The 20,280-nt window shown below is 50.0% G+C and carries 15 protein-coding genes and 1 pseudogene; 12 read left to right on the forward strand and 4 right to left on the reverse strand.

Annotation, left to right across the window (positions count from 1 at the left end; translation table 11 throughout):
* From CVU77_07500 to CVU77_07510, 3 genes are all read left to right on the forward strand, one after another.
* Positions 1-587 (forward strand): hypothetical protein (locus tag CVU77_07500; GenBank protein PKN00951.1); only part of this gene is annotated, 587 nt, incomplete at its 5' end.
* A 140-nt stretch (positions 588-727) separates the two neighbouring features.
* Positions 728-1,681: a hypothetical protein gene (locus tag CVU77_07505; GenBank protein ID PKN00952.1), complete on the forward strand. Its 954-nt coding sequence runs from the start codon at positions 728-730 to the stop codon at positions 1,679-1,681.
* Position 1,682: 1 nt separating this feature from the next.
* Complete coding sequence (locus CVU77_07510) at positions 1,683-2,831, forward strand: hypothetical protein (GenBank protein PKN00953.1); 1,149 nt, start codon at positions 1,683-1,685, stop codon at positions 2,829-2,831.
* Between the two features lie 294 nt (positions 2,832-3,125).
* Here the strand turns inward: CVU77_07510 and CVU77_07515 are convergent, their stop codons facing one another.
* From CVU77_07515 to CVU77_07530, 4 genes are all read right to left on the reverse strand, one after another.
* Positions 3,126-3,971, reverse strand: a complete 846-nt coding sequence (locus tag CVU77_07515; protein ID PKN00954.1) for a hypothetical protein — start codon at positions 3,969-3,971, stop codon at positions 3,126-3,128.
* Between the two features lie 137 nt (positions 3,972-4,108).
* The gene (locus CVU77_07520; GenBank protein PKN00955.1) at positions 4,109-9,187 is read right to left on the reverse strand and encodes a hypothetical protein; all 5,079 of its coding nucleotides are present in this window, start codon (positions 9,185-9,187) and stop codon (positions 4,109-4,111) included.
* Positions 9,188-9,227: 40 nt separating this feature from the next.
* The gene (locus tag CVU77_07525; protein ID PKN00956.1) at positions 9,228-10,310 is read right to left on the reverse strand and encodes a hypothetical protein; all 1,083 of its coding nucleotides are present in this window, start codon (positions 10,308-10,310) and stop codon (positions 9,228-9,230) included.
* A 287-nt stretch (positions 10,311-10,597) separates the two neighbouring features.
* Positions 10,598-11,704 (reverse strand): hypothetical protein, encoded by a 1,107-nt coding sequence (locus tag CVU77_07530; protein PKN00957.1) that lies wholly within the window; start codon positions 11,702-11,704, stop codon positions 10,598-10,600.
* Positions 11,705-11,837: 133 nt separating this feature from the next.
* Between CVU77_07530 and galT the strand changes: the two genes are divergently transcribed.
* The 9 genes and pseudogenes from galT to CVU77_07575 all read left to right on the forward strand — a co-directional run bounded on the left by galT (position 11,838) and on the right by CVU77_07575 (position 20,277).
* Entirely contained in the window at positions 11,838-12,833 is a 996-nt protein-coding gene (gene galT, locus CVU77_07535; GenBank protein ID PKN00976.1) for a galactose-1-phosphate uridylyltransferase, read from the forward strand.
* A 161-nt stretch (positions 12,834-12,994) separates the two neighbouring features.
* Positions 12,995-13,531 carry a hypothetical protein gene (locus CVU77_07540; protein ID PKN00958.1) on the forward strand — a complete coding sequence of 179 codons (537 nt, stop codon included), beginning with the start codon at positions 12,995-12,997 and terminating at the stop codon, positions 13,529-13,531.
* Between the two features lie 156 nt (positions 13,532-13,687).
* A complete protein-coding gene (locus tag CVU77_07545; protein ID PKN00959.1) occupies positions 13,688-14,035 on the forward strand; it encodes a hypothetical protein in 348 nt (115 codons plus the stop codon).
* Positions 14,036-14,080: 45 nt separating this feature from the next.
* Positions 14,081-15,153, forward strand: a pseudogene (locus CVU77_07550) (IS3 family transposase).
* A 110-nt stretch (positions 15,154-15,263) separates the two neighbouring features.
* Positions 15,264-15,686, forward strand: coding sequence for a hypothetical protein (locus tag CVU77_07555; protein ID PKN00960.1), 423 nt, complete (start codon positions 15,264-15,266; stop codon positions 15,684-15,686).
* Positions 15,687-15,817: 131 nt separating this feature from the next.
* The gene (locus CVU77_07560) at positions 15,818-17,815 is read left to right on the forward strand and encodes a hypothetical protein (protein PKN00961.1); all 1,998 of its coding nucleotides are present in this window, start codon (positions 15,818-15,820) and stop codon (positions 17,813-17,815) included.
* A gap of 127 nt (positions 17,816-17,942) precedes the next feature.
* Positions 17,943-18,170 carry a hypothetical protein gene (locus tag CVU77_07565; GenBank protein ID PKN00962.1) on the forward strand — a complete coding sequence of 76 codons (228 nt, stop codon included), beginning with the start codon at positions 17,943-17,945 and terminating at the stop codon, positions 18,168-18,170.
* Positions 18,171-18,464: 294 nt separating this feature from the next.
* Positions 18,465-18,986, forward strand: a complete 522-nt coding sequence (locus tag CVU77_07570; protein ID PKN00963.1) for a hypothetical protein — start codon at positions 18,465-18,467, stop codon at positions 18,984-18,986.
* A gap of 139 nt (positions 18,987-19,125) precedes the next feature.
* The gene (locus tag CVU77_07575) at positions 19,126-20,277 is read left to right on the forward strand and encodes a glycogen synthase (protein PKN00964.1); all 1,152 of its coding nucleotides are present in this window, start codon (positions 19,126-19,128) and stop codon (positions 20,275-20,277) included.
* The last annotated feature ends 3 nt before the right edge of the window (positions 20,278-20,280 follow it).

Consider the following 20,280-nt stretch of genomic DNA (forward strand, 5'->3'; position numbering starts at 1 on the left):
CTTACGCGCAGAACTCCGCCGCGCTTGGAACGCGCGCGTTCGACGCTTTCGTCTCGACAAGAGCGGAGAATCAGACGGTTGCGGGAGTGAAAACGTTTACGAGTACGGCGGTGTTTCAGCAGGCGGTGGCGGTGGGCCAGAACGTTATCACACAGTCGTCCATCACCACGCCATCAATATCGGTCGGCACAATCACCGCAACAGGCAAAGCTTCCGTAGGAGATATTGAGAGCGCGGCGGGGATTTATGTTGACAGGGGCAATGCTGCTGGGTGGGATAAGGTAGCTACTGATTTCACAATGGATAATACTTGGCGCGATATGAGTTTCGCGGGCATCGTTCCACTCGGCGCGAAGGCTATCTGTTTCCGTGTCCAACATGCCGGCAGTGGGGTGGGGGCTATAGCATACCTCCGAAAAAAATCAACCGCCTCCCTTTGGAATACGGGGGCATCGATAACACCGGTCATCAATGTAACTTTCTTTTCCGAAGTGATTGTCTCGTGCGATGCAGACAGAATTATTCAATACAAAATGTATGAAGATTCGGTCGATTATAGATTGTTGGTAAAAGGATGGTGGAAATAGAGATTTTTAAAATCGCAATGACTTACAAATGCCCGAAAGGCGATAGATAATTTCACACTGTTTATCTATGCGCTAAAGGAACAGCAACGACTGATTGAAACTTTGAGAAAAGAAATTAATAAATACCAAAGGTGAGTTTTATGCATCGCACAAATCCATTCAGGAAAATTTATGACAGCGAAGAGTTCAAGTCGGTGCTTAAACGCTCCGACAATCTCCGCCCTTTCCCTTTTTTAATAGACGTTGAATCCACCAATCACTGCAATTTAAGTTGTATTTTCTGCGGCCAACGGGCGATGACGAGGAAAAAAGGTTTCATGAGCGATGAGATTTTCAAAAAAATCGTGGATGAGTGCGCCGCATTCGGAACACCGATAAGATTTATCAGGTGGGGCGAGCCGTTTTTACATCCTCGGATAATTGATTTCTGCGAGTATGCCAAATCGAAGGGGCTTCCGCTTCACATAACCAACAATGGCCTTGTTATTAAAGAACATCATATGAAATCCCTGATTGCGCTACAGGTGGATTCCATTGTTTTTTCATTTCAAGGCGCGGCAAAAAAAGGTTACGAATTAATGAGAAACAATAACGGGTATGATAAATTGAAAAAGAACATACTTAAAATGGTTGAGTTGCGCGGCACGAAAGAAAAGCCGTTCATACATATTTCCTCGACGATGCTCGACGAAACAAAGGATGAGGTGGAGGCATTCACAAATCACTGGCGCGGGATGGTCGATTCCGTCGGATGCGGCAAAACAAATTTATCCCGATTGTCGGCAAGTCAAATAAAATCTTTTGAACATATAAACAAGATTGAAGTATTGAAAAGACGAGAAACCATCAGAAAAGAGCACAGACCCTGCAAGGAAATTTATCAAAAAATAAGTGTCGACTGGGATGGTAAGGTTACCTGTTGCTGCGGGGATTTTGACGGATATTTAACAGTCGGCGATATAAGAGAATCATCGCTTTACGAGGTGTGGAACAACGGAGAGTACCTTAAAATTTTCAGAAAGTTGCTGGACGACGGCAAATTTAGAAGTTTGACTTTATGCAGCAACTGCTATCACACGTACGACGAAATTTAATGTGGTTTTTTGCGTAAAAATGAAATTCAAAAAGTGCTTTTTCGTCGCCGTCTCCGCAATAATTCTCACACCCGCCCTTTACTGTGAGACGATAAGTTCTTCAACGGTAAAAATCGTCCAGCCGGTGCGCTACGGCGTATATCAAAGAAAAAAAGATAACACGGCCGATGTCCCGATTTGTATTTTAAGCAACCGAAAACCCGCACGCGTCGAAGCGAGATGGAAATACGCGGAAGTCAATGTGAAAAAGAGCACCGACACGGTTATTTTCCGCGAATGGCAACCCATATCTTTTGAATACAGGGAAGGACAAATCATCGGCTACATTACTCTTGCGGCGGGTGGGTGGTACATACTGCAAGTTCGGGCAGGGTCAAATGAAGCCGACAGCGAGATATACGAAATGGAATATATCGGTGTCGGCGATGTATTCGTTACTGCCGGTCAATCAAATGCCGCCAATTACGGCCAAACACTGCAAACGACACAAACCGGATTAGTCGTATCATTTGACGGGAAAAAATGGAGTTTGGCCGACGACCCGCAACCGATTGCCGGCGGATACCATGGGAGTATCTGGCCGATTGTCGGGGATATGCTTCAGGAGACATTGCTGGTGCCGATAGGATTCTTGAATGTGGCCGTAGGCGGAACGAGCATAAAACATTGGGACCCTGAACTTGCCTTATCTACCACCACGTTTACCTGCTATACAAGGATGCAAAAATATGTTCTTCTCCTTAAACCTTTTGGACACAAAGCGGTTTTATGGCATCAGGGGGAAGGGGACTGGCACGAATCGACATATCCATATTATTATGACGGGCTGAAAAAATTGATTCTTGCGTACAAAAAAGATTTCGCCGATGTCCCATGGATGATAGCCGTCGTGGGCAACAACGATACCCGTGTAATTTCTTATATAGGCGAGCAGGGTTCCCGACGGGCGCAAAAGGAGATAATCAAGGAAGGTTTGGCTCTAAAAGGTCCCGACACGGATATTCTCCCTCCGTATTTCCGCACGGACAAAAGAGCGGATTTCAGTTCACGTTTCGACGCCGAGGGTTTAATTGCTCACGCGCGTTTATGGTATGCATGCCTTATTTATAATTTTTACAACGAAGTAACAGTGGAGAATTACTTCCGGTGATTTTGCTTTAGAAAACCGTAACCTTCCGGGCGGGGGAAAATGCTTTCAAGCGCTTCGGATTCACGTGTTTTTCGTCTTTACCGCGCTTCCCGAGCGCGGCCTTTTTTCTAGGGCGGCCGACAATCCCCACCCTTTTATAATCCCCCCGACTGATTGAAATTCAACAAATAGAGTTACAAGGTTACAAGGTGAAAAATGATTTTACTTTATCGCCTTTTCACCTTTTTACCCTTTCACCTTCTCACCTTTTTACTTTGTTACTTTATCTAGCCCATAATCTTCGCCCCGCAATATTCAGTCGGTGGCGACAACGAGACAATAAACCTCGGCGGCGCCGGCGGACATAAGGGCGCGCGCACAGGCGTCCAGAGTCGAGCCCGTCGTCATTACATCGTCTATAAGAAGTATTTTTTTGCCCTTTGCCAATTCGATACCGCGACGCGGCACGACGAAAGCCCCCGCGACGTTCTTGCGACGTTCGGCGGCCGAAAGTTTCGCCTGCTGGGGCGTCGAATACGCGCGGCGAAGCAATGACTCTCGATAATTCAGTCCGGCCAGACGGGCAAAGCCGCGCGCGATAAGGTCGCTTTGATTATACCCTCTCTTGAAACGCCTGAACGGATGGAGCGGCACGGGCGCAACGATGTCGGGCGAAGAGATTTCGGGATAACGGCCGTATGCCTCAAAAAGCAGGCCGGCGAAAAAAGCCGCGAGGCGCTCGGCGTTTTGGTACTTGAACTTTATGATGAGTTCGCTTAGTATGCCGTCGTAAACGGCGGCGGCCCGGACGGCGGAGTAAGCCGAGGCGACATATTGCGCCCCCTTTTCCCCCAGAAAATTATCCTCCGGCACAAAGACATTATTGTAGAGTATCTCTCCCGTGGCAGAACAGCTCGGGCAGACGGCGTTTGAGTTTTTACGCGGAAAATTATCCTCAAAGCCGCCGGACAGCGCGAACGGCTTGCCGCATACGAGGCAAACACGGACGGACTCATCTATGATTTTTATCGTGGACGAACAATCGCGGCAAACGCTAATGCCTTCGTCGCCGGTCCATTTCGAGCAGGCGGCGCAGGTCACAGGAAAAACTATGTCCAGCGCCGTGCGCGCCGCGTATTTCAGTGTTTTTATCCCCTTCAAATTTCCCCCCGCCCCATGATTATAAAACCGAGATTAGGATACTATGAGATTAGGGTACAAACAAAATCCTAAAGAGCTGAAAACACTACAATTTATTGAAAAATGCCCCTAATCTCCTGATATCCTAATCTCACTCTCTAAAACTGTATCGTCAGCCGCGAATTAATGTTTATGGCGTAATAATCCTCGTACGACTGCGTCAGATTTTTATTAAGCGTAAATCCTCCGCCTACCGCAACGCGAAAGTTGGATGTGGCCTCGTAGTCGCCGGTAAAATTGAGATTATAAACGTCGGTATTGCCCTTTTCGTAATTTACCGTTGAACGGCTCTGGGCAAGGTTGAGATTCGTATTGAAAGTGAAGCGGTTCGTCAGCGGAAGCGTTCTGCCGATAAGAGGCAGTTTTATTCCCGACGCAGATACATAGTCCCAGTAAGCGGTCAATGCCGGAGTGCGCGTTATGGAATCGGCGGTAAGTTTGTCGAAACCGTCGCGGGTGTTCTGTTGCGACTCGTCGTATCGGGCGGTAAGACGCCACTTCCCGAGATTAAAACCGACCTGCACTCCGTAACTGTCGGCTATGCTGAGTTTTGTGCGGTTCTGCGAGCGCAAATCCATTTCCTGCGCGAGCGAATTGTTGTAATTGGCGCTTACACTGTAGCGCTTCAGGGCCGTCGTTCTTCCTTCAATGCCGTAATTCGACGACTCCGCAGATGTCTGCCCCAGTGTTTCGCTGTAGCGCAGGGCGGTCTTGTAACTGATGGTGGTATCGGAGGCGTATCTTTCCAGAAAAATCATTTTCTCCACGTCGGAAAGAGTAAACAGCAAGTCCGGCCAGTTAAGTGTGTAGGAGCGGCGCTCCGTGCCGGTCGTGTCGGAATATTCGTCCGAGCGGGAATAGGTAAAGTTACTGTTAAGCGTTTTCCACGGAGCCAGCCGGCCGGAAAAATATATCTGCTCCAGCGGATTCCAGCGCCCGGACACTCTCAGAGTGTCCGACTGTGTCAGCGAGCGGCGCTTATCCGCTATCGATTTCAGCGCGTCTCTTATCCAGAATCTGTCGCGCACGCTGTATGTGGAAGCGACATTATCGTAACTATCGCCGTCGGCAATGCGATAGGAAGAATTCAAAGCAAGCGACCTTGTGTGCGCAAAACCCGTAAGATCGCGCACATTGAGATTCCATGCGGCTTCGGCCGCGCCGCTGCGGGTAACGGCCTTGGTCTCGGCCGGATAACTTACCGGCGGGACAGTCGAGTAGATGAGATTGTAGTTTTCGTTAACACTCAAAGAATAGGAAAAACTCGGCTGAAAGAAATTGGCAAGACGCATCGTGGCGCCCAGAGAACCGGTCTGCGCTTGCGATTTGAGATACCTTTGCGACACGCCGTCGCGCAAAAAATAACCTTTTTTTTCCTCGCTGACATCGCCCTGCGAAAAACTCGGGTTAACGCTCAAAAAACCGCCGAACTGATACGGCGCCGAAGCGTTCCACGACCGCGATTCTTCAAGCGACAGGTAATCTTTAATCTCCAGATATTCCTCGTATTTAATAACGCGCTGCCACGGACGAAAATACGAATATCCCACGGAATATCCGCCGCTTACCGACGTAGGCAGGATAAATAATTTCGGCGGAGTGTACGAGGCGTTGGTCGCTATTGTTTCCTTGTCTTCGATGCGCTCTATTTGGTGCGTATCGGTTATGGCGCGGGTATATTTGCCGGCCACCGTGGGAAAGCGGCGTATGGAAATTGAAGTGTCGGCGGAGCCGGAAAGCCCTGTCACGCGGCCCTCTTCCAGCACGGAAACCAATCCCTCCTTGGTATCTATGACCGAAGGCGTAACCGTCACCGTCTTTGCAAAAGACGTGTTTAGCGGCATATTTATCCAATTCAGATGACGGGGTTTGAAAAGCCAGAACTGCGGCATATTGAAATAGGCGCTTTCTTCGAGACGATCCTGATTGGCGAGGCCGCCCGTAAATGTCTCGAAATTACGATCGACCCATTTTTGTCGGCCGCCCAGATTCGCCCAGCCGGGGATTCCGAGATCTGCGTTATACCGGTAGGCAATACCCCCTTTTTTATAAGTATCCTCGACGTAAATCTCGTTGATCCATATCTCGCCCGCCGCGACGCCGGCGCTTCTTAATCCTGTCTTAAGTTGCGATATGTTGTTCAGAGCCGGAGAGCCGACTACTCTCACTGCCGAGCCCGGTTCCAAACTCTCCCATACGTCAGGTTTACCATCGCGGTTTTTGTCGGCCTGTTCTATCGTTAGGACTTTCCATCCTGTCCACTCGACCGGTATAGAAAACTCGAAATAATTGGCTTCATTGCCGGCTTGTAAGAAAAAATTGCCGCGCGATATAGCAGCAGGCTCGGAAGATGCGTATACGAAAAATCTCAAACGTCTGTACTGCGATAAATCATACGGCGTGACCCATGCCAGACGGGCAGCCACAGAGCCGTCCTGAATGTCGTATTTAAGTGAAAGCGCCTGCTCTTTCTTGTACCGGCGGACAGTATCGGCAAGATCATAAAGCTCCTCGTATATCGGGTTACGCGTAAGCGGCTTATAGGTCGGGTCTTCTTCGTTGTTGACGGCCGCTATGGTAAGCGTGCTGCCTGCCGCGACATAGGCGCTTTCCCATCTTTGTCCGACGAAAGAAATCTGCGCAATCTTGACGGAACCCTTCTTGTTGCCGCGTACACTTACGCGCGCGTGTTTTACGGTCTCCCACCTGGCGCGGTCGACTTCCTGAATGTTAAGAGGAATGCGCTTGAATCTCCATCCCGTCCAGTCCAGCGTAAGTTCTCCGTTGTCGGGCGACTGCCACACGGGATTATCCAGTGTATTGAGATAGCCGTTGCCGTCGAGATCTTCCGTGTCGAGAAGACCGTTGCCCGCGCCGATTACGGTCGCGGCGCCGTCGGGGTTGACAAAAGTTATGCCGGTGTCCTCGCCTTGATTGAGTATGCCGTCGCCGTTTCGGTCTTCTGTGTCGAGCGCGCCGTCGCCGTCGATATCCTCATTGAGCGTGCCCAGAGAGATCTGCATTTTGGCGCCAGAGCCGTCGCCGTACACCCATGTCTCCATATAAAGTTTCCGCGAAAAATCCAGACCGGCCCGCGACAAACTCTGATGAATGGCCACCTCCGAGGAACGAACGTTGTCATAATTGACGACAAGAACCTGCCTTTTTTCTATGACCGATTCGTCCACGGCCGGATTTATATCGCGCAGATACATTTCTTCGTTGCTCCACTTTATATCGTCGGCAAAATACCCGAAAGGCGTGTAGCCGCGGCGCCAGGGGTCGCGAAACATTGTAACATTGTCTTCCTGCTTTATGCCCTCCATGGATTCAACTATGGCCTTGCCTATGGTATTGGGATTTCTGCGGCTCTGCGCAATTTCGCCGCCGAGGCCGAGCGTCCAGCCGAGATATGGAATCTTGATGTCGGTTATTCGGCTGTCGACTTCCAAAACATCCAGGGACGACGGCGGGTTTTTTACGTCGGGCAAGGCCTGAGCCGACGCGGAAAATTCATAGAGATACGACGAGCCGACGAAAATGTTCGGAGTCAGGGCGATCTCGCCGCGCAATCCCATTATAGTGGACCCCGTGGTGATGCCGAAAGGCGCGTAGTCGTAGGAAATTTCTATTACGGAATCCCCCGTGATTTTGTCCTCGTTATGAAAAGTTATGAATCCCGAATCGTAGTCGATGAAATAATCGCCGTCGCGCGAAAGAGTTTTGCCGTCGAGCACAACGCGCTCCGACTGAGGCACTATGCCGGTACGCAGCTGGAAGGTTTTGAAACGATAACGGTATTCCACGAATATTCTGTAGGAACTCGTCGGCGAGGCGCGGTATGCCTCCGGCAGAAAAGGCGTGGCGCTGTTCTTAAAGTAAATGAATCCCTGCTCGAAATCCACTTCGATATCTTCGGGATATTTGGGCGCCGGCCCGCCCCCCACGGTCTGCGCGTCGGCGCGGTTGAGGTCCTGAATCTTGAGCACAAAATTGCCCCTGCCGTCGTCCCTGACTATTCTGTTGCGGCCTATGGAATAGTAGTTTTTCCGCTCGGTAGTGTCGGCGTTGGCTTCGTCCTTTATTACTTTCGGGATGCCGGTATAAAATCCGGTATCGCGCAAATATCCGCCGGTTTCGGCCTCGTAATCGACCGCTATGACGTAGTTGGTTAAAATGGTTTTTCTGAAATAAACTACGCCGCGGTCGTAGTCCACGGAATAGTCCTGCCCGGGAACCAGCAAATCGAAATTGCCGAAAGTCGTCGCGCCGGGCGCGAGCGTCCGCGGGATTTCCACGGTAATGGAACTGGTGTTAATATTGTTATTGGCGGGGATTTTATCGTCGAGATATATCTTTTCGCTGCCGCGCTTTATCCTGTCGGCGCCGAAGGCCATCCGGTAATAGCGGTAGCGTATGTAGGCGGTATCGTTTATCTCTTTTCTTTCGAGAGCCGCGTTGCCGATGAAACGTTTTATCTCGGATTGTCCCTTGGTCTTGGAGCCGAATCCGATGAAACGCATATTGCGGTATTTCGCGTCGACCTTGGCGCCGAAAAGCTGCCTGGAATACCCCACGAATTCCGTCTGAGGCAGAGAAACCGTTATGTCGCCGAAAGCCGCTTCCTGCACAACCTCGTCGGGGTCGCCCTTGTAAACCACGGATATGTCGCGCTTCTCGGCCGTAGTGTCGTCAAAGTCGATATTTACGTTTATCTTGCGCCCGACGCGGCCTTTTATTCTGACCTGTAACTCCTGTGTCATCGTCAGATCGGTGCGGGAAGCCCGGATGTTTTTCGCTTCTGCTTCCGCGGGATTGAGATACTGCGTAACTTTCAAGTCGAGGGCTATAAGCTTTCTTCCGGATATTGCGATGGCCGATTCGTACGGCAGATCCACGGCAAGTCCCGGCGGCTGCGCCGCCTCAACCACGGCCGACGGCGCACGGGTAGACACACCCATATCGGAATACCGGTCGCCGTATTCCACGCGGCGGCGCATTTCGTTCCACAAACGCTGATTATACCTGAACGGCGCTCCGCCGTCGTCGGCAAGTTGACCGGACTGTGACGACTGTTCGACGACGGATGTTTCCAGCGCCTGCGCGGAAACCGCGCTAAAAAATATAAAAAGCGCGGCTGTCGTAAAAAGATAATGGGGGTTTTTACCGAATATCACCTCGACCTGTTCCTTGTCCCCTGTCGCCTATTGATCGTTTTTAAGAAGGTATTTTAAAAAACAGCCACGCGCCGGCCGCGCCGAAAATTATGTTGCCCAGCCACGCGGCCATAAAAGGCGACAAAATGGCGTTCTCGCCCAACGATTGCCCCAGCGCGCTCACGCCGTAGTAAAGAAATGCCATGACAAGCGCTATGACAAAACCGAATACTTTTCCGTGACGGGCCGACACGGTGGCGGCAAAGTAAACCCCTATAAAAAGCACCACGAAATTACTCATTGAAGAAGCTATCCTGTAATGAAAAGCCACGGCTTCGCGGCGGGCGGGAAGACCCAGTTTTTGAAGCAACCGCAGGTTCCTTAGATGCTCGGAAAACGTCATTTCTTCCGGATGGGCGGCGCCAAAAATAAAGTCATCGGGCGAAACGCTCATATCCTTGAAATATTCGCGGAACGACCTCTCGGCCACGGGAAGGTCGTCGACGAAATCACGCTCCACGCCGTCGATAAACTTCCATTTTTCTTTTGTCCATTCTATACGCCGCGCCACAACCTGTCGTCGCAAACGAAACATTTCGTCATACTCGTAATAAATGGCGTCGCCTATGTAACCTCCGTCGACGTTCAGAACCGCGGCCTGCAGCTTTCCGGCGGGCGGCACGCTCATGCTGACGGCCCAGCGCACCCCCGCCTCGCGAGGCGGCAAGCCCATTATGCCGGTGCGTTTTATCTCGTAACCCTTAGACACCAGCGTCGGGACGATGAAAAATACCGCCGTAAAAACCGCCAGAGACAGGAGTAATCCGGCGGCAAAAAAAGGCACAAACGACCTGCGGATGTCGTAACCGGCCGCTTTCACGGCCGTCAATTCTCCCGAGCGCGCCATCTGCCCGAAGGAAAAAAGCGTCGCTACCAGCGCCGCTATGGGCAGCAACTGAAACGCCTTGTGAATATTGGTAAACGCAAGATAACCTATTATGGCCGACGCCGAGGCCTTGCGTTCCAGAAATATACCCAAATCTCTGAAAAAATCCGATATTACGGAAAGACCCGCGAACACGGCTATGAGAAACAAAAACGGCCGGGCGAACTCTCTGAAAATGTGCTTTGTGAATATTTTCATAATACTTTGTCATTGCGAGCCACCCGCAGGGTGGCGCGGCAATCTCATTTTTTGGTTTGTCATTCCCGAATGCCTGCCCTCGAATGCAGCGGAGCAGCACTGCGGCAAAGCCGCGTGTGTCTTTATCGGGGGTTGTTATCGGGAATCCAGTATTTCAATAATGTTGCAAAAAATTCTGGATTCCCGTTTGCACGGGAATGACAACTTTTGTAGTGTCCATCGCAATGACGGCCAAGGTGACTTTTTCAACAATCTTATTATGTGAAACCGCGTTCCGGTCTATCCTATTATCTTTTAAACGCCTCTCGCCACAGAAAAAAAGATGCCAGTGCGGCGGCAAAATTAGGCAAAGCCAGAGCAACAGCCGACGGAACCCCGCCGCTTTCGGACATATTAATGCCTATGGCAAGAAAAATATAATAGAGGAAAACAACTGCCAGAGAAAACGCAAAACCGGCGGCCTTGGCGCCCTTTCCGGCAAGAAGCCCAACCGGAACGCCTATAAGCGCGAAGAAAAACGGCGACAACCCTATGGCAATTCTTAAGTTCAGTTCGGTATTAAGCGCCGGGATGGATGTCGCGCGGTCGCAAGAGGCCAAGCCGGCCGCTTCAAGACGCTTTATCTCGGAACGCAGTTCCGAAGCGGTATATTCCCTCAAACTTCGGGACTTCACGGCTCCGCCTTCCATGGGAATTACCACGTTGTATCCGGCAAACAGCAGCGATGTCGACTCCGATGGAGCTTTGGGATCGGCCTTTTGAAACGCTCCCGAGAACATCCTAAAAATAACTTTATCTCCGGTGAAAACAGCCGTGGCGCTTGACGCGTAAATAAGCGCCGACGGCTCCAGCGTACCCTCGGTAAAACGGTAAATGCTTACCTTAAGAAGGACTCCGTCTGAGGTTCTGTCCTCGAAATAAATTCTGTTGGAACCTATGATGGCCACTGTCTTTTTTTCAAGACGCAGGGCGGGCGCGCGGCGGACTATTTCAAAATAATTTTTGCTGAAACTCTCGTATGTTTTGGGCGCAAGATTAAGATTGTAGAACACCAGCGCGGCGGCAAGCGCGGCGGCCAAAATCACGGGCGGCGCCATATAGTCGATATGCTTTATGCCGGCCGTCCGCACGGCGGTAATTTCGTTGTCGGAAGAAAGCCGCCCGTAGGAGAGTATCGCGCCGAAAAGAACCGATATCGGCACGCTCAAAGACAACACATTCGGCAGCATAAGCGCAAAAAGCGCCGCGGCATTGGCAACCGGCACTCCCTTGGACACAACCATATTCACTATCTGGAATATCTGATCCAGCAGCAAAATAAAGGTAAAAACCGCCAGGCCGAAACCCAGCGAGGAAAGAAATTCCGCCAGAATGTAACGCTTAAGAATTTTCATTTTTCCGTCGTCGCAAAGGAGTAGATTATACTAAAATGGTTTGATTGACAAAAAACCGAGAGTTTTATATAATTCACCGGCCGGCACAGTCGAAAAAAAGCCCGCTGTTCATTCATCAAAGGAGCCATCCGCAATGCCAGAACTCAGACGCGACCCCGTAATCGGCAGGTGGGTCATAATATCTTCAGAACGATCCAGAAGGCCGACTGATTTTCCCAAGGAAAGCGGAAATCACGTAGGCAAAGATTGTCCGTTCTGCGCCGGCAACGAAAAACTCACCCCGCCGGAAGTTCTTGCCTACCGCGAACCCGGAACGCGAAAAGATGCCGACGGATGGTGGGTTCGCGTGGTGCCCAATAAATATCCGGCGCTCGCCGTGGAAGGAACCCTCAACCGCGCCGGCGAGGGTATGTACGACATGATGAACGGCATAGGGGCCCACGAGGTCATAATAGAGTCGCCGTCCCACACCAAAGAACTGCACGAACTCGACGACAAACAGGTAGAGGACATCATCTGGGTCTTCCGCGACAGAATTCTGGACTTACGAAAAGATTCCAGATTCGACTACATCCTTATTTTTAAAAATCGCGGGTCGGCGGCGGGCGCCACATTGTCGCACCCGCACGCGCAGCTTATAGCCACTCCCATTGTGCCCAAGAGAGTGCGCGAGGAAGTCAACGGGGCAAAATCGTATTACGACTACAAGGAACGCTGCGTATTTTGCGACATCATCAAGCAGGAACTCGCGGAAAACCGCAGGGTCGTAGCGGAGAATTCCGACTTTGTGGCCATAACGCCGTTTGCATCCAGATTTCCCTTTGAAATATGGATACTGCCCAAAAAGCACGACTCGGATTTCGAGGACATACAGAAGCACGAAACCACGAGTTTGGCCTCGATGATGAAAAACTGTCTCGGGCGGCTTAACAAAGTGCTTGATAATCCTCCCTACAACTACATAATACACAACGCGCCGCTGAAAGAACCTCGCCTGGCGCACTACCACTGGCACATCGAGATAATGCCCGCGATAACTAAGGCCGCGGGATTCGAGCGCGGCACGGGATTTTACATCAACCCCACCGCCCCCGAGGAAGCCGCGAAGTTTTTAAGAGAAGCCGAGTAGATTCGAGTAAGTAAAATGCTGACAAAAAAAACATCGGGAACTTTCTGCCATCTCGGACTGGGTGCAAGTCGCAAACGGGTGTAAGCCACTTCCAAATATACCTGAGTTAGAATTTCAAACAGAAAAACCGTTCTATTGTAGAAGAACAAAAAAGAGGTAGCATGTATAAAGTTTTTATGTTGTTTTCGTTGCTTGTTTTCTCTGGCTGTGCCACTACATTGACAATGAGCCCTGTAGAACATAGGCCATCTGTGCTTATCAGAAATCCGACGAAGGTCAGTTATTACATACATCCTGATATTCATCAACTTCAAGCAAAGCGTGACACCGTCGTGGAAAAGACTACGGTGGTGATCGGGAAACCACTTTCAAAATCTATCAAAGATATGATGGACGGGATATTTTATCAGCCAAAAGAATTGGAGCAAGCCACAGGCGATGGTATCGTGATAGTGTTTAAGTTGGGTGAACTGCATTTTTCGGAAGATGGAAGTGATTTTAGATACAAGAGTTCGATGATTGTTCAAGTGTTTAATAATAAAGTACTGAAGGAAGATAGGAAGTTTTATGGGGATAGCGACAGCCACCACGGATTGCCGCATCATGATAGTCATGCGAGAATTAAGGGAGCGTGCTATCGGGCATGGAACGATGTTATTGAGAAAGTTGGTGAGTTTTTTATGACCTACAAACCATGAATTAAACTCTGACAAAAAGGGTTCTATCGAAATGGACTACTTCAATAATAAAGTTGGCCGCGACATCGGCAATCGCCTAAAAGAGAATGGCATCTCGGGCGATGATGCTTATGCGGAAGAGGTCTTAAAAAACAAGGACAAACTGATAACTTTGAAATGAAGCGACTTGAGACGGCTTTAAATATTATTCTATCTTTCATGGCTGGATTGTTTTTCGGATCTTTTGCGGCCGGAATTATAGCGCTGACAGTATTTAAATATCCATTTTTAACGGACTATTTTACCAACACAACCTTTAATCTCGCTTTATTAGCCGCCATACTATCCGGCGGGACCGTTGGAATTTACATGGAGTTTAAAAAAAGCACAAACAAAGTGATAAGATTTTTTCAGGGCAGCGTCATTAAAAAAACTGCATTATTGTTGGCGGCATATTTTTTCATCCGATTTGTCCTAATGTTGGATAGCGCCGTTGACCTTCCCCCCGAAAACTGGACCGGTTGAAAGTTAAGTCCGAAAGAGGTATAAAAAGCGCAAGGAGGCCGAATTATGCGCATCGGACGTTACCCAACCGAACAGATCATCGGGATACTCAAAGAGGCCGAAGCCGGACGCGACCGCAAGGAATTATGCCGGCACTACGGCATAAGCGAAACGACGCTTTACAAGTGGAAAGCGAAGTTCGGCGGCATGAATGTCTCCGAGGCCAAGCGACTCAAAGAACTCGAAGACGAAAACCGGCGGCTCAAGCAACTCGTCGCCGAAGAGGCGCTCGACATCCGCGTCTTAAAGGAACTGCTCTCAAAAAAATTCTAAGGCCCAAAGCCAAAAAAGAAGCCGCGCGTCACGCTAAACACTTTGGGCCGCTAAGTCAAAGAAAAGCGGCTTCGCTCGTCGGACTTAATCGTTCCACGCTGTATTACAAGCCCCTCGGCGCGCGGAACGACGAAGCATTGCGAAGACGTCTCAAAGAACTTGCCGACAAACACAAACGCTGGGGCTGCCCGATGCTTCATTATGTTCTCCGCCGCGAGGGTTACGTCGTTAATCACAAGCGCACGGAACGGATTTACAAAGAAGAAAACCTCGGGATAAAAAGACGTAAAAGAAAACGGCATCTGCCGTCGGATTTAAGAAAAAATATGCCCGCGCCGACTCAACCCAACGAACTCTGGGCTATGGATTTCATAATGGATCGGCTCCAGGACGGACGGCGGCTCAAAATATTCACGCTTATCGACGAGTTTAACAAGCGTTGTCTTGCCATGGAAATAGACACTTCAATCTCGGGTGTTCGCGTCGCGCGTGCGCTTGAAGAAGCCGCGGCCCGCGAAGGCGCATATCCCAAGGCGCTTCGCTCCGACAACGGCCCGGAATTTACGTCCAAGGCGCTTTTCAACTGGGCAGACAAACATAACGTTGACCCTGTTTTCATCGAACCGGGTAAGCCCACGCAAAACGCTTTCGCCGAAAGTTTTCACGGCCGTTTCCGCGAAGAATGCCTCAACGAAAACTGGTTCGTCACGCTGGATGAGGCCAGGCGAATCTGTCGGGATTGGCGCGATATGTACAACTCTTTCAGGCCGCATACGTCGCTGGGCCGGCTCACGCCGGACGAGTTCACCGAAAAATATTATGCCGCCGCCGCTTGCATGACGCCGGCTGATTTCAAAGAACAATTGTCGTCGGACTTTAAACTTTTGACTGGTACATAAGACGGGGGAAGGTCACCGTGCATAAGCACATTTATGGAAAGTACGAATTGTTCGCCGACGAAATCGCAAAAACGGTTTCCGATGGTATTTCATCGGGTAATCCGACGCCGGAAATCGACAATCGCTTGAAGATAGATTATGTTCTTGTTACGGAGGCGTATTCGCTTACCGAAGAAAACCTGCTAAAAACGGGAAAGATAAGCAAGAAACTGGCAAAGTCAATGGCTCAAAGAAACGCTAGCACCGAGGGAACGTATTTACATATAGCAAAAAACGATAAGGTTATGGCGGTCGCCGTATTAAAACCGCGTATTGACGTCGAGAATCGTTTCCACCTCGCGCAAGCGGGCAGTAAAATCAGATTTTATGTCCGGCGCGAAATAAAAAAAGATAAACTTGGGAAAAGATTCGAAGAATTTGTTATATATGCGGTGGAGTGATACCATTTTTTTACATCAACCCCACCGCCCCCGAAGAAGCCGCGAAGTTTTTAAGAGAAGCCGAATGAATACGAGTAAATAAAAAAATCCCCGCCGCAGGTCGCGACGGCGTGCGGAATAGCGAGAAAATCATGCCTCCAAAAAAATCACTTGTAGTATCGGTATGGCCCCAAATCTCCGGCGGCGAATGCCCCGTTAAAACCGAAGTCGGACAGAATTTCGAGGTCACGGCCTTTGCCGACCCGCTCGCAGCGGAAGCGCTTCTGAAGGTGAAGCCCGCCGGAGCATCATCCTGGCAAAAAATCCCGATGTCCCTTTGCTCCAACGGCAAATGGCGCGGCGCGACGGTCTTTGAGGCGACCGGCTATTACGACTATACCGTGGAAGCGACAACAAAATCGGGGGCGTCGGCGCCTTACGGCAGAAAACTTCGCGTGATGGTCGAGCAGTCCCTGGCGCGCTTCTCGGCGTGGTACGAGATATTCCCACGCTCGCAGGGCGACATCGCCGGACGCTCCGGCACTTTCCGCGACGTCATAAAGCGTCTCGACTACATAAAAGACCTTGGATTCGACGTTCTCTATATGGCGCCGATTCATCCGATAGGATTTACAAAAAGAAAAGGAATAAATAACTCGCTGACAGCCGGGCCCGGAGATCCGGGCAGCTGCTGGGCCATCGGCTCGGAAGCCGGCGGACACAAATCGGTGCACCCCGACCTGGGCACCATCGACGATTTTCGGGCGCTGGTGGAAGTCGCCGCAAAAAAAGGTCTGGCCGTGGCTCTGGACATCGGCCTTCAGTGTTCACCCGACCACCCATACGTAAAAGAGCATCCGGAATGGTTTTATCACGAAGCCGACGGAACCATCAAATGCGCGGAAAATCCGCCTAAAAAATACGAAGACGTTTATCCCCTCAACTTCTATCCCGCCGAAGGACGCAAGGAGATGTGGGATGAGATGAAAAGCATATTCGAATTCTGGGCGGAGCAAGGCGTAAAACTGTTCCGGATAGACAACCCCCACACAAAACCCGCCGAGTTCTGGCAGTGGGCCATAGCCGAAGTAAAAAAGAAAGAGCCGGACGCGGTTTTTCTCTCGGAGGCCTTTACGAATTACGAAAAACTCGAGGAACTCGCCGCCGTGGGATTTTCGCAGTCGTACGGATATTTCACCTGGCGCAACGGCAAAAACGAGCTCATCGAATATATGCTCAAACTGACTCAAAGCCACCTCAAAAATTTTCTGAGGATGAACCTTTTCGTGAACACTCCCGACATTCTTCCGACGATACTGCAAACCGGCGGACGGCAGGCGTTTATGTCCAGGATAGCGCTTGCGACAACGCTGTCTTCATGTTACGGAATGTACAACGGATACGAACTCTGCGAAAACGAGGCCGTCAACGGCAAAGAAGATTACTGGCGCTCGGAAAAATACGAATACAAGCCGCGCGACTGGGACGCGCCCGGCAATATCAAAGATTACATCAAACTCCTCAATAAGATACGCCGCCTGAATCCGGCGCTCCGGCAATACGACAACCTGCGCTTCGCCAATTCGACAAACGACCATATAATCGCCTACTATAAGGTATCTCCCGACGGTAAAAACCGGATTTTCGCGGCGGTCAATCTCGACCCGCACCAATCGCAGGATTCGCGCGTTACGGTGCCGCTTGAAGATTTCGGCATATCCACGGACGAGGATTACATCGCCGAAGATCTGCTCTCCGGTCGAAAATACATATGGCGCGACAGGGAAAATTACGTGCGGCTGGACCCGTATAAAAACCCCGCGGCGATATTCAGGATAACTCCGACCACGACGGGCGGCAAATCCGTCGGCAAAAAAATCAAACCCGCGAAAAATTCAGCGGCCGCGGAATCTGAAAAAACCGCGCGAGAACACGCCGTAATATTTTTTGAACTCAGAAAAAAAGTTCTGGAGCGCAACGACCCTTACGCGCGAAGGGAACTGTCGGGATTTTACTCCGAACACATAGCGCCCCGCACATACGCCGGCGAAACCTTCGACGAAACTTATACCGAGGCCATAAACCGGTCTGCAAAGCGCGAAGGTTTCAGATCCATCGCGCACGCCAACGCCGCCACGCCGGGACATTGAAAGAGAATTAAAGCATGCCACTGCATAAAATTACTGCTGATTGCAAAAAAAAGTTGACGAACTATTTAGTATTTATGAAAAATTTATAGATGAATTGCGCGGATTGGTTGTCTATAAGAGTCATAAGATGCGAAAAGGCACATTAGAGAAGTTTCTTAACCTTGAATTAGTTCTTGAAAGTCAGGGATATAAAGCACGCATAACCTCAACTACTACCGGCAATCACCAAAACCCTGCCCATAAAGAGGGTGATGCGGTGGACTTTAAGGTTTATAAAGGTGGTAAAGAAATATCGCCTTCAGACAGCTTTCATATAGAAGAAGTTTGTAAAAAAATGGGTTGGGCTGTGTATTAATGAGTATGTCAAGGATAGTAAATATAAAACCGGCCCGCATATACACATAACTAATCCTTGTAAAAACAAGTAAGGGGGGGGATGATGGGGAAAGGAATTTGCCGGGTTGTTATTTTAGCGGCTGTACTTCTTGTGCCGCCATTATTATTGGTGTGCGATGATTATCTTTATTGTCAAGAAAAATCCGCAGTTCGCGCTTGCACAAGAAGAATATATCCTGTTGATGAAGGACGGAACAATCCTGATTTCCAAACTTTCCGGGATGAACTTATACAGGCGTGCCGACGGAAAGATTTGAAATTTTTGTTGAAGCATACCGACGAAAATATTTCATTTAGTTTTGGATCTCCGAATACGGGCATAGATTATTTTGTTAAAGAATGGAATCTGGATAAAACCCCCGGGAAGTCGTTAATATGGGAAGAGATGGAAAGCATCCTTAAAATGGGCGGGGTTTTTGAGGGCGATGGATCTTTTGCTGCGCCATATGCATTTGCGAAATTTCCCAAGGATGTTGATGCGTTTGAATCTGTGGTATGTATCGGCAGTAATGTTTTTTTGCGCGCGGCATCTTCAGTCGTCAGCCCCGTAATAAAAAAACTTTGTTATGATATAGTCGCTTTCGCCGACGATAAAAATGGAAAGTATGATTACTGGCGGATTAAGGGAAAAACGGGTTGGCTGAAAGTTAAAACCCATGAGGGTGAAGAAGGTTATGTGTCAAATAAATACATCAGAAGCCCGATTGATTACAGGGTGTCATTTCGCAAGAAAAGCGGCGTATGGAAAATGACGGATTTCATCTCGGGGGATTGATTATCGAGTTACGCATAAATAATGGAACACCGGATGCGCCGGCTGTTTTTGAGCTGCGACTTCGTCGCTCGTCGCTTGCGTGTCGCAAAGGTATACCAAATGTATTTTTTGCCGGCTCTTGCTCAAAAAGGATGGTAGAATGAAAGTCACATTTATCACAAAGGAATATCCGCCTTACGTCTACGGCGGCGCAGGAGTGCACGTCAAATATCTCGCGCAGGAGCTTTCAAAGATAATGGACGTCGAAGTCCGCGCCTTCGGCGACCAGAACTCCGTCGAGAAAACACTCGCCGCGCGCGGCTTCCCCGAGTGGGACATCTTAAAAAAATCAAAAACCGGCCTGCATTCGTCGGTGCTATCCACGCTCTCAGGGGATCTGGCCATCGCCGACGAACCCGTGACTTCCGACGTGGTGCATACCCACACTTGGTATTCGTCGTTCGCGGGCTATCTCATAAAAACTCTCTATAAAATTCCGCTAGTCGTAACCTGTCACTCGCTGGAGCCGCTAAGGCCGTGGAAGACCGACCAGATAGGCCGCGGCTACGACATATCGCTGTGGGTGGAAAAACTCGCGGTGGAGTCGGCCGACGCCGTGATAGCCGTTTCGCAAGAGATGAAGGAAGATATTCTCAAACTCTTTCCGCGCGTAAAGCCGTCGCGTGTGCGCGTCGTTCATAACGGCGTAGATCTGAATAAATGGCGGCCGCGAAAGGAACGCAACGCACAGAAAAAATACGGGCTCCCCGATAAATACGCTCTCTTTTTCGGCAGAACCACCAAGCAAAAAGGCATCGACGTTCTCATAGACGCGGCGGATATGATAGACCCTTCGGCAAAAATCGTCATTTGCACGGCGGGCGCCGACACCAAAGAATATCTGGCCGAAATAGAGGCGCGAGCCAAAAGCAAGCCGAACATAATCTTCATCAACGAGATGATAGACGAGGACGACTGCGTGGAGATTTACTCGGGCGCGTCGGTCTTTGTGTGTCCGTCGGTGTACGAGCCGTTCGGAATAATAAATCTGGAAGCGATGGCCTGCAAAGTCCCGGTGGTGGCCTCCCGCGTGGGCGGCATAAAGGAGATAGTCGTCGACGGCAAAACGGGCTTTTTCATAGAACCCGGACGGCCGAAAGAACTGGCCGAAAAAGTCAACCGTCTGCTTAAAGACAAGGCGACGGCCCGCGAATTCGGCGAAGCGGGACGCCTTCGCGTAGAAGAAAAATTCGGCTGGCCGGCTATCGCCGCGCAGACAAAAAAACTTTACGAGGACATAATCAAAAAGTAAAAC

This window comes from Elusimicrobia bacterium HGW-Elusimicrobia-1 (assembly GCA_002841695.1).
Taxonomy (GTDB): Bacteria; Elusimicrobiota; Endomicrobiia; order PHAN01; family PHAN01; genus PHAN01.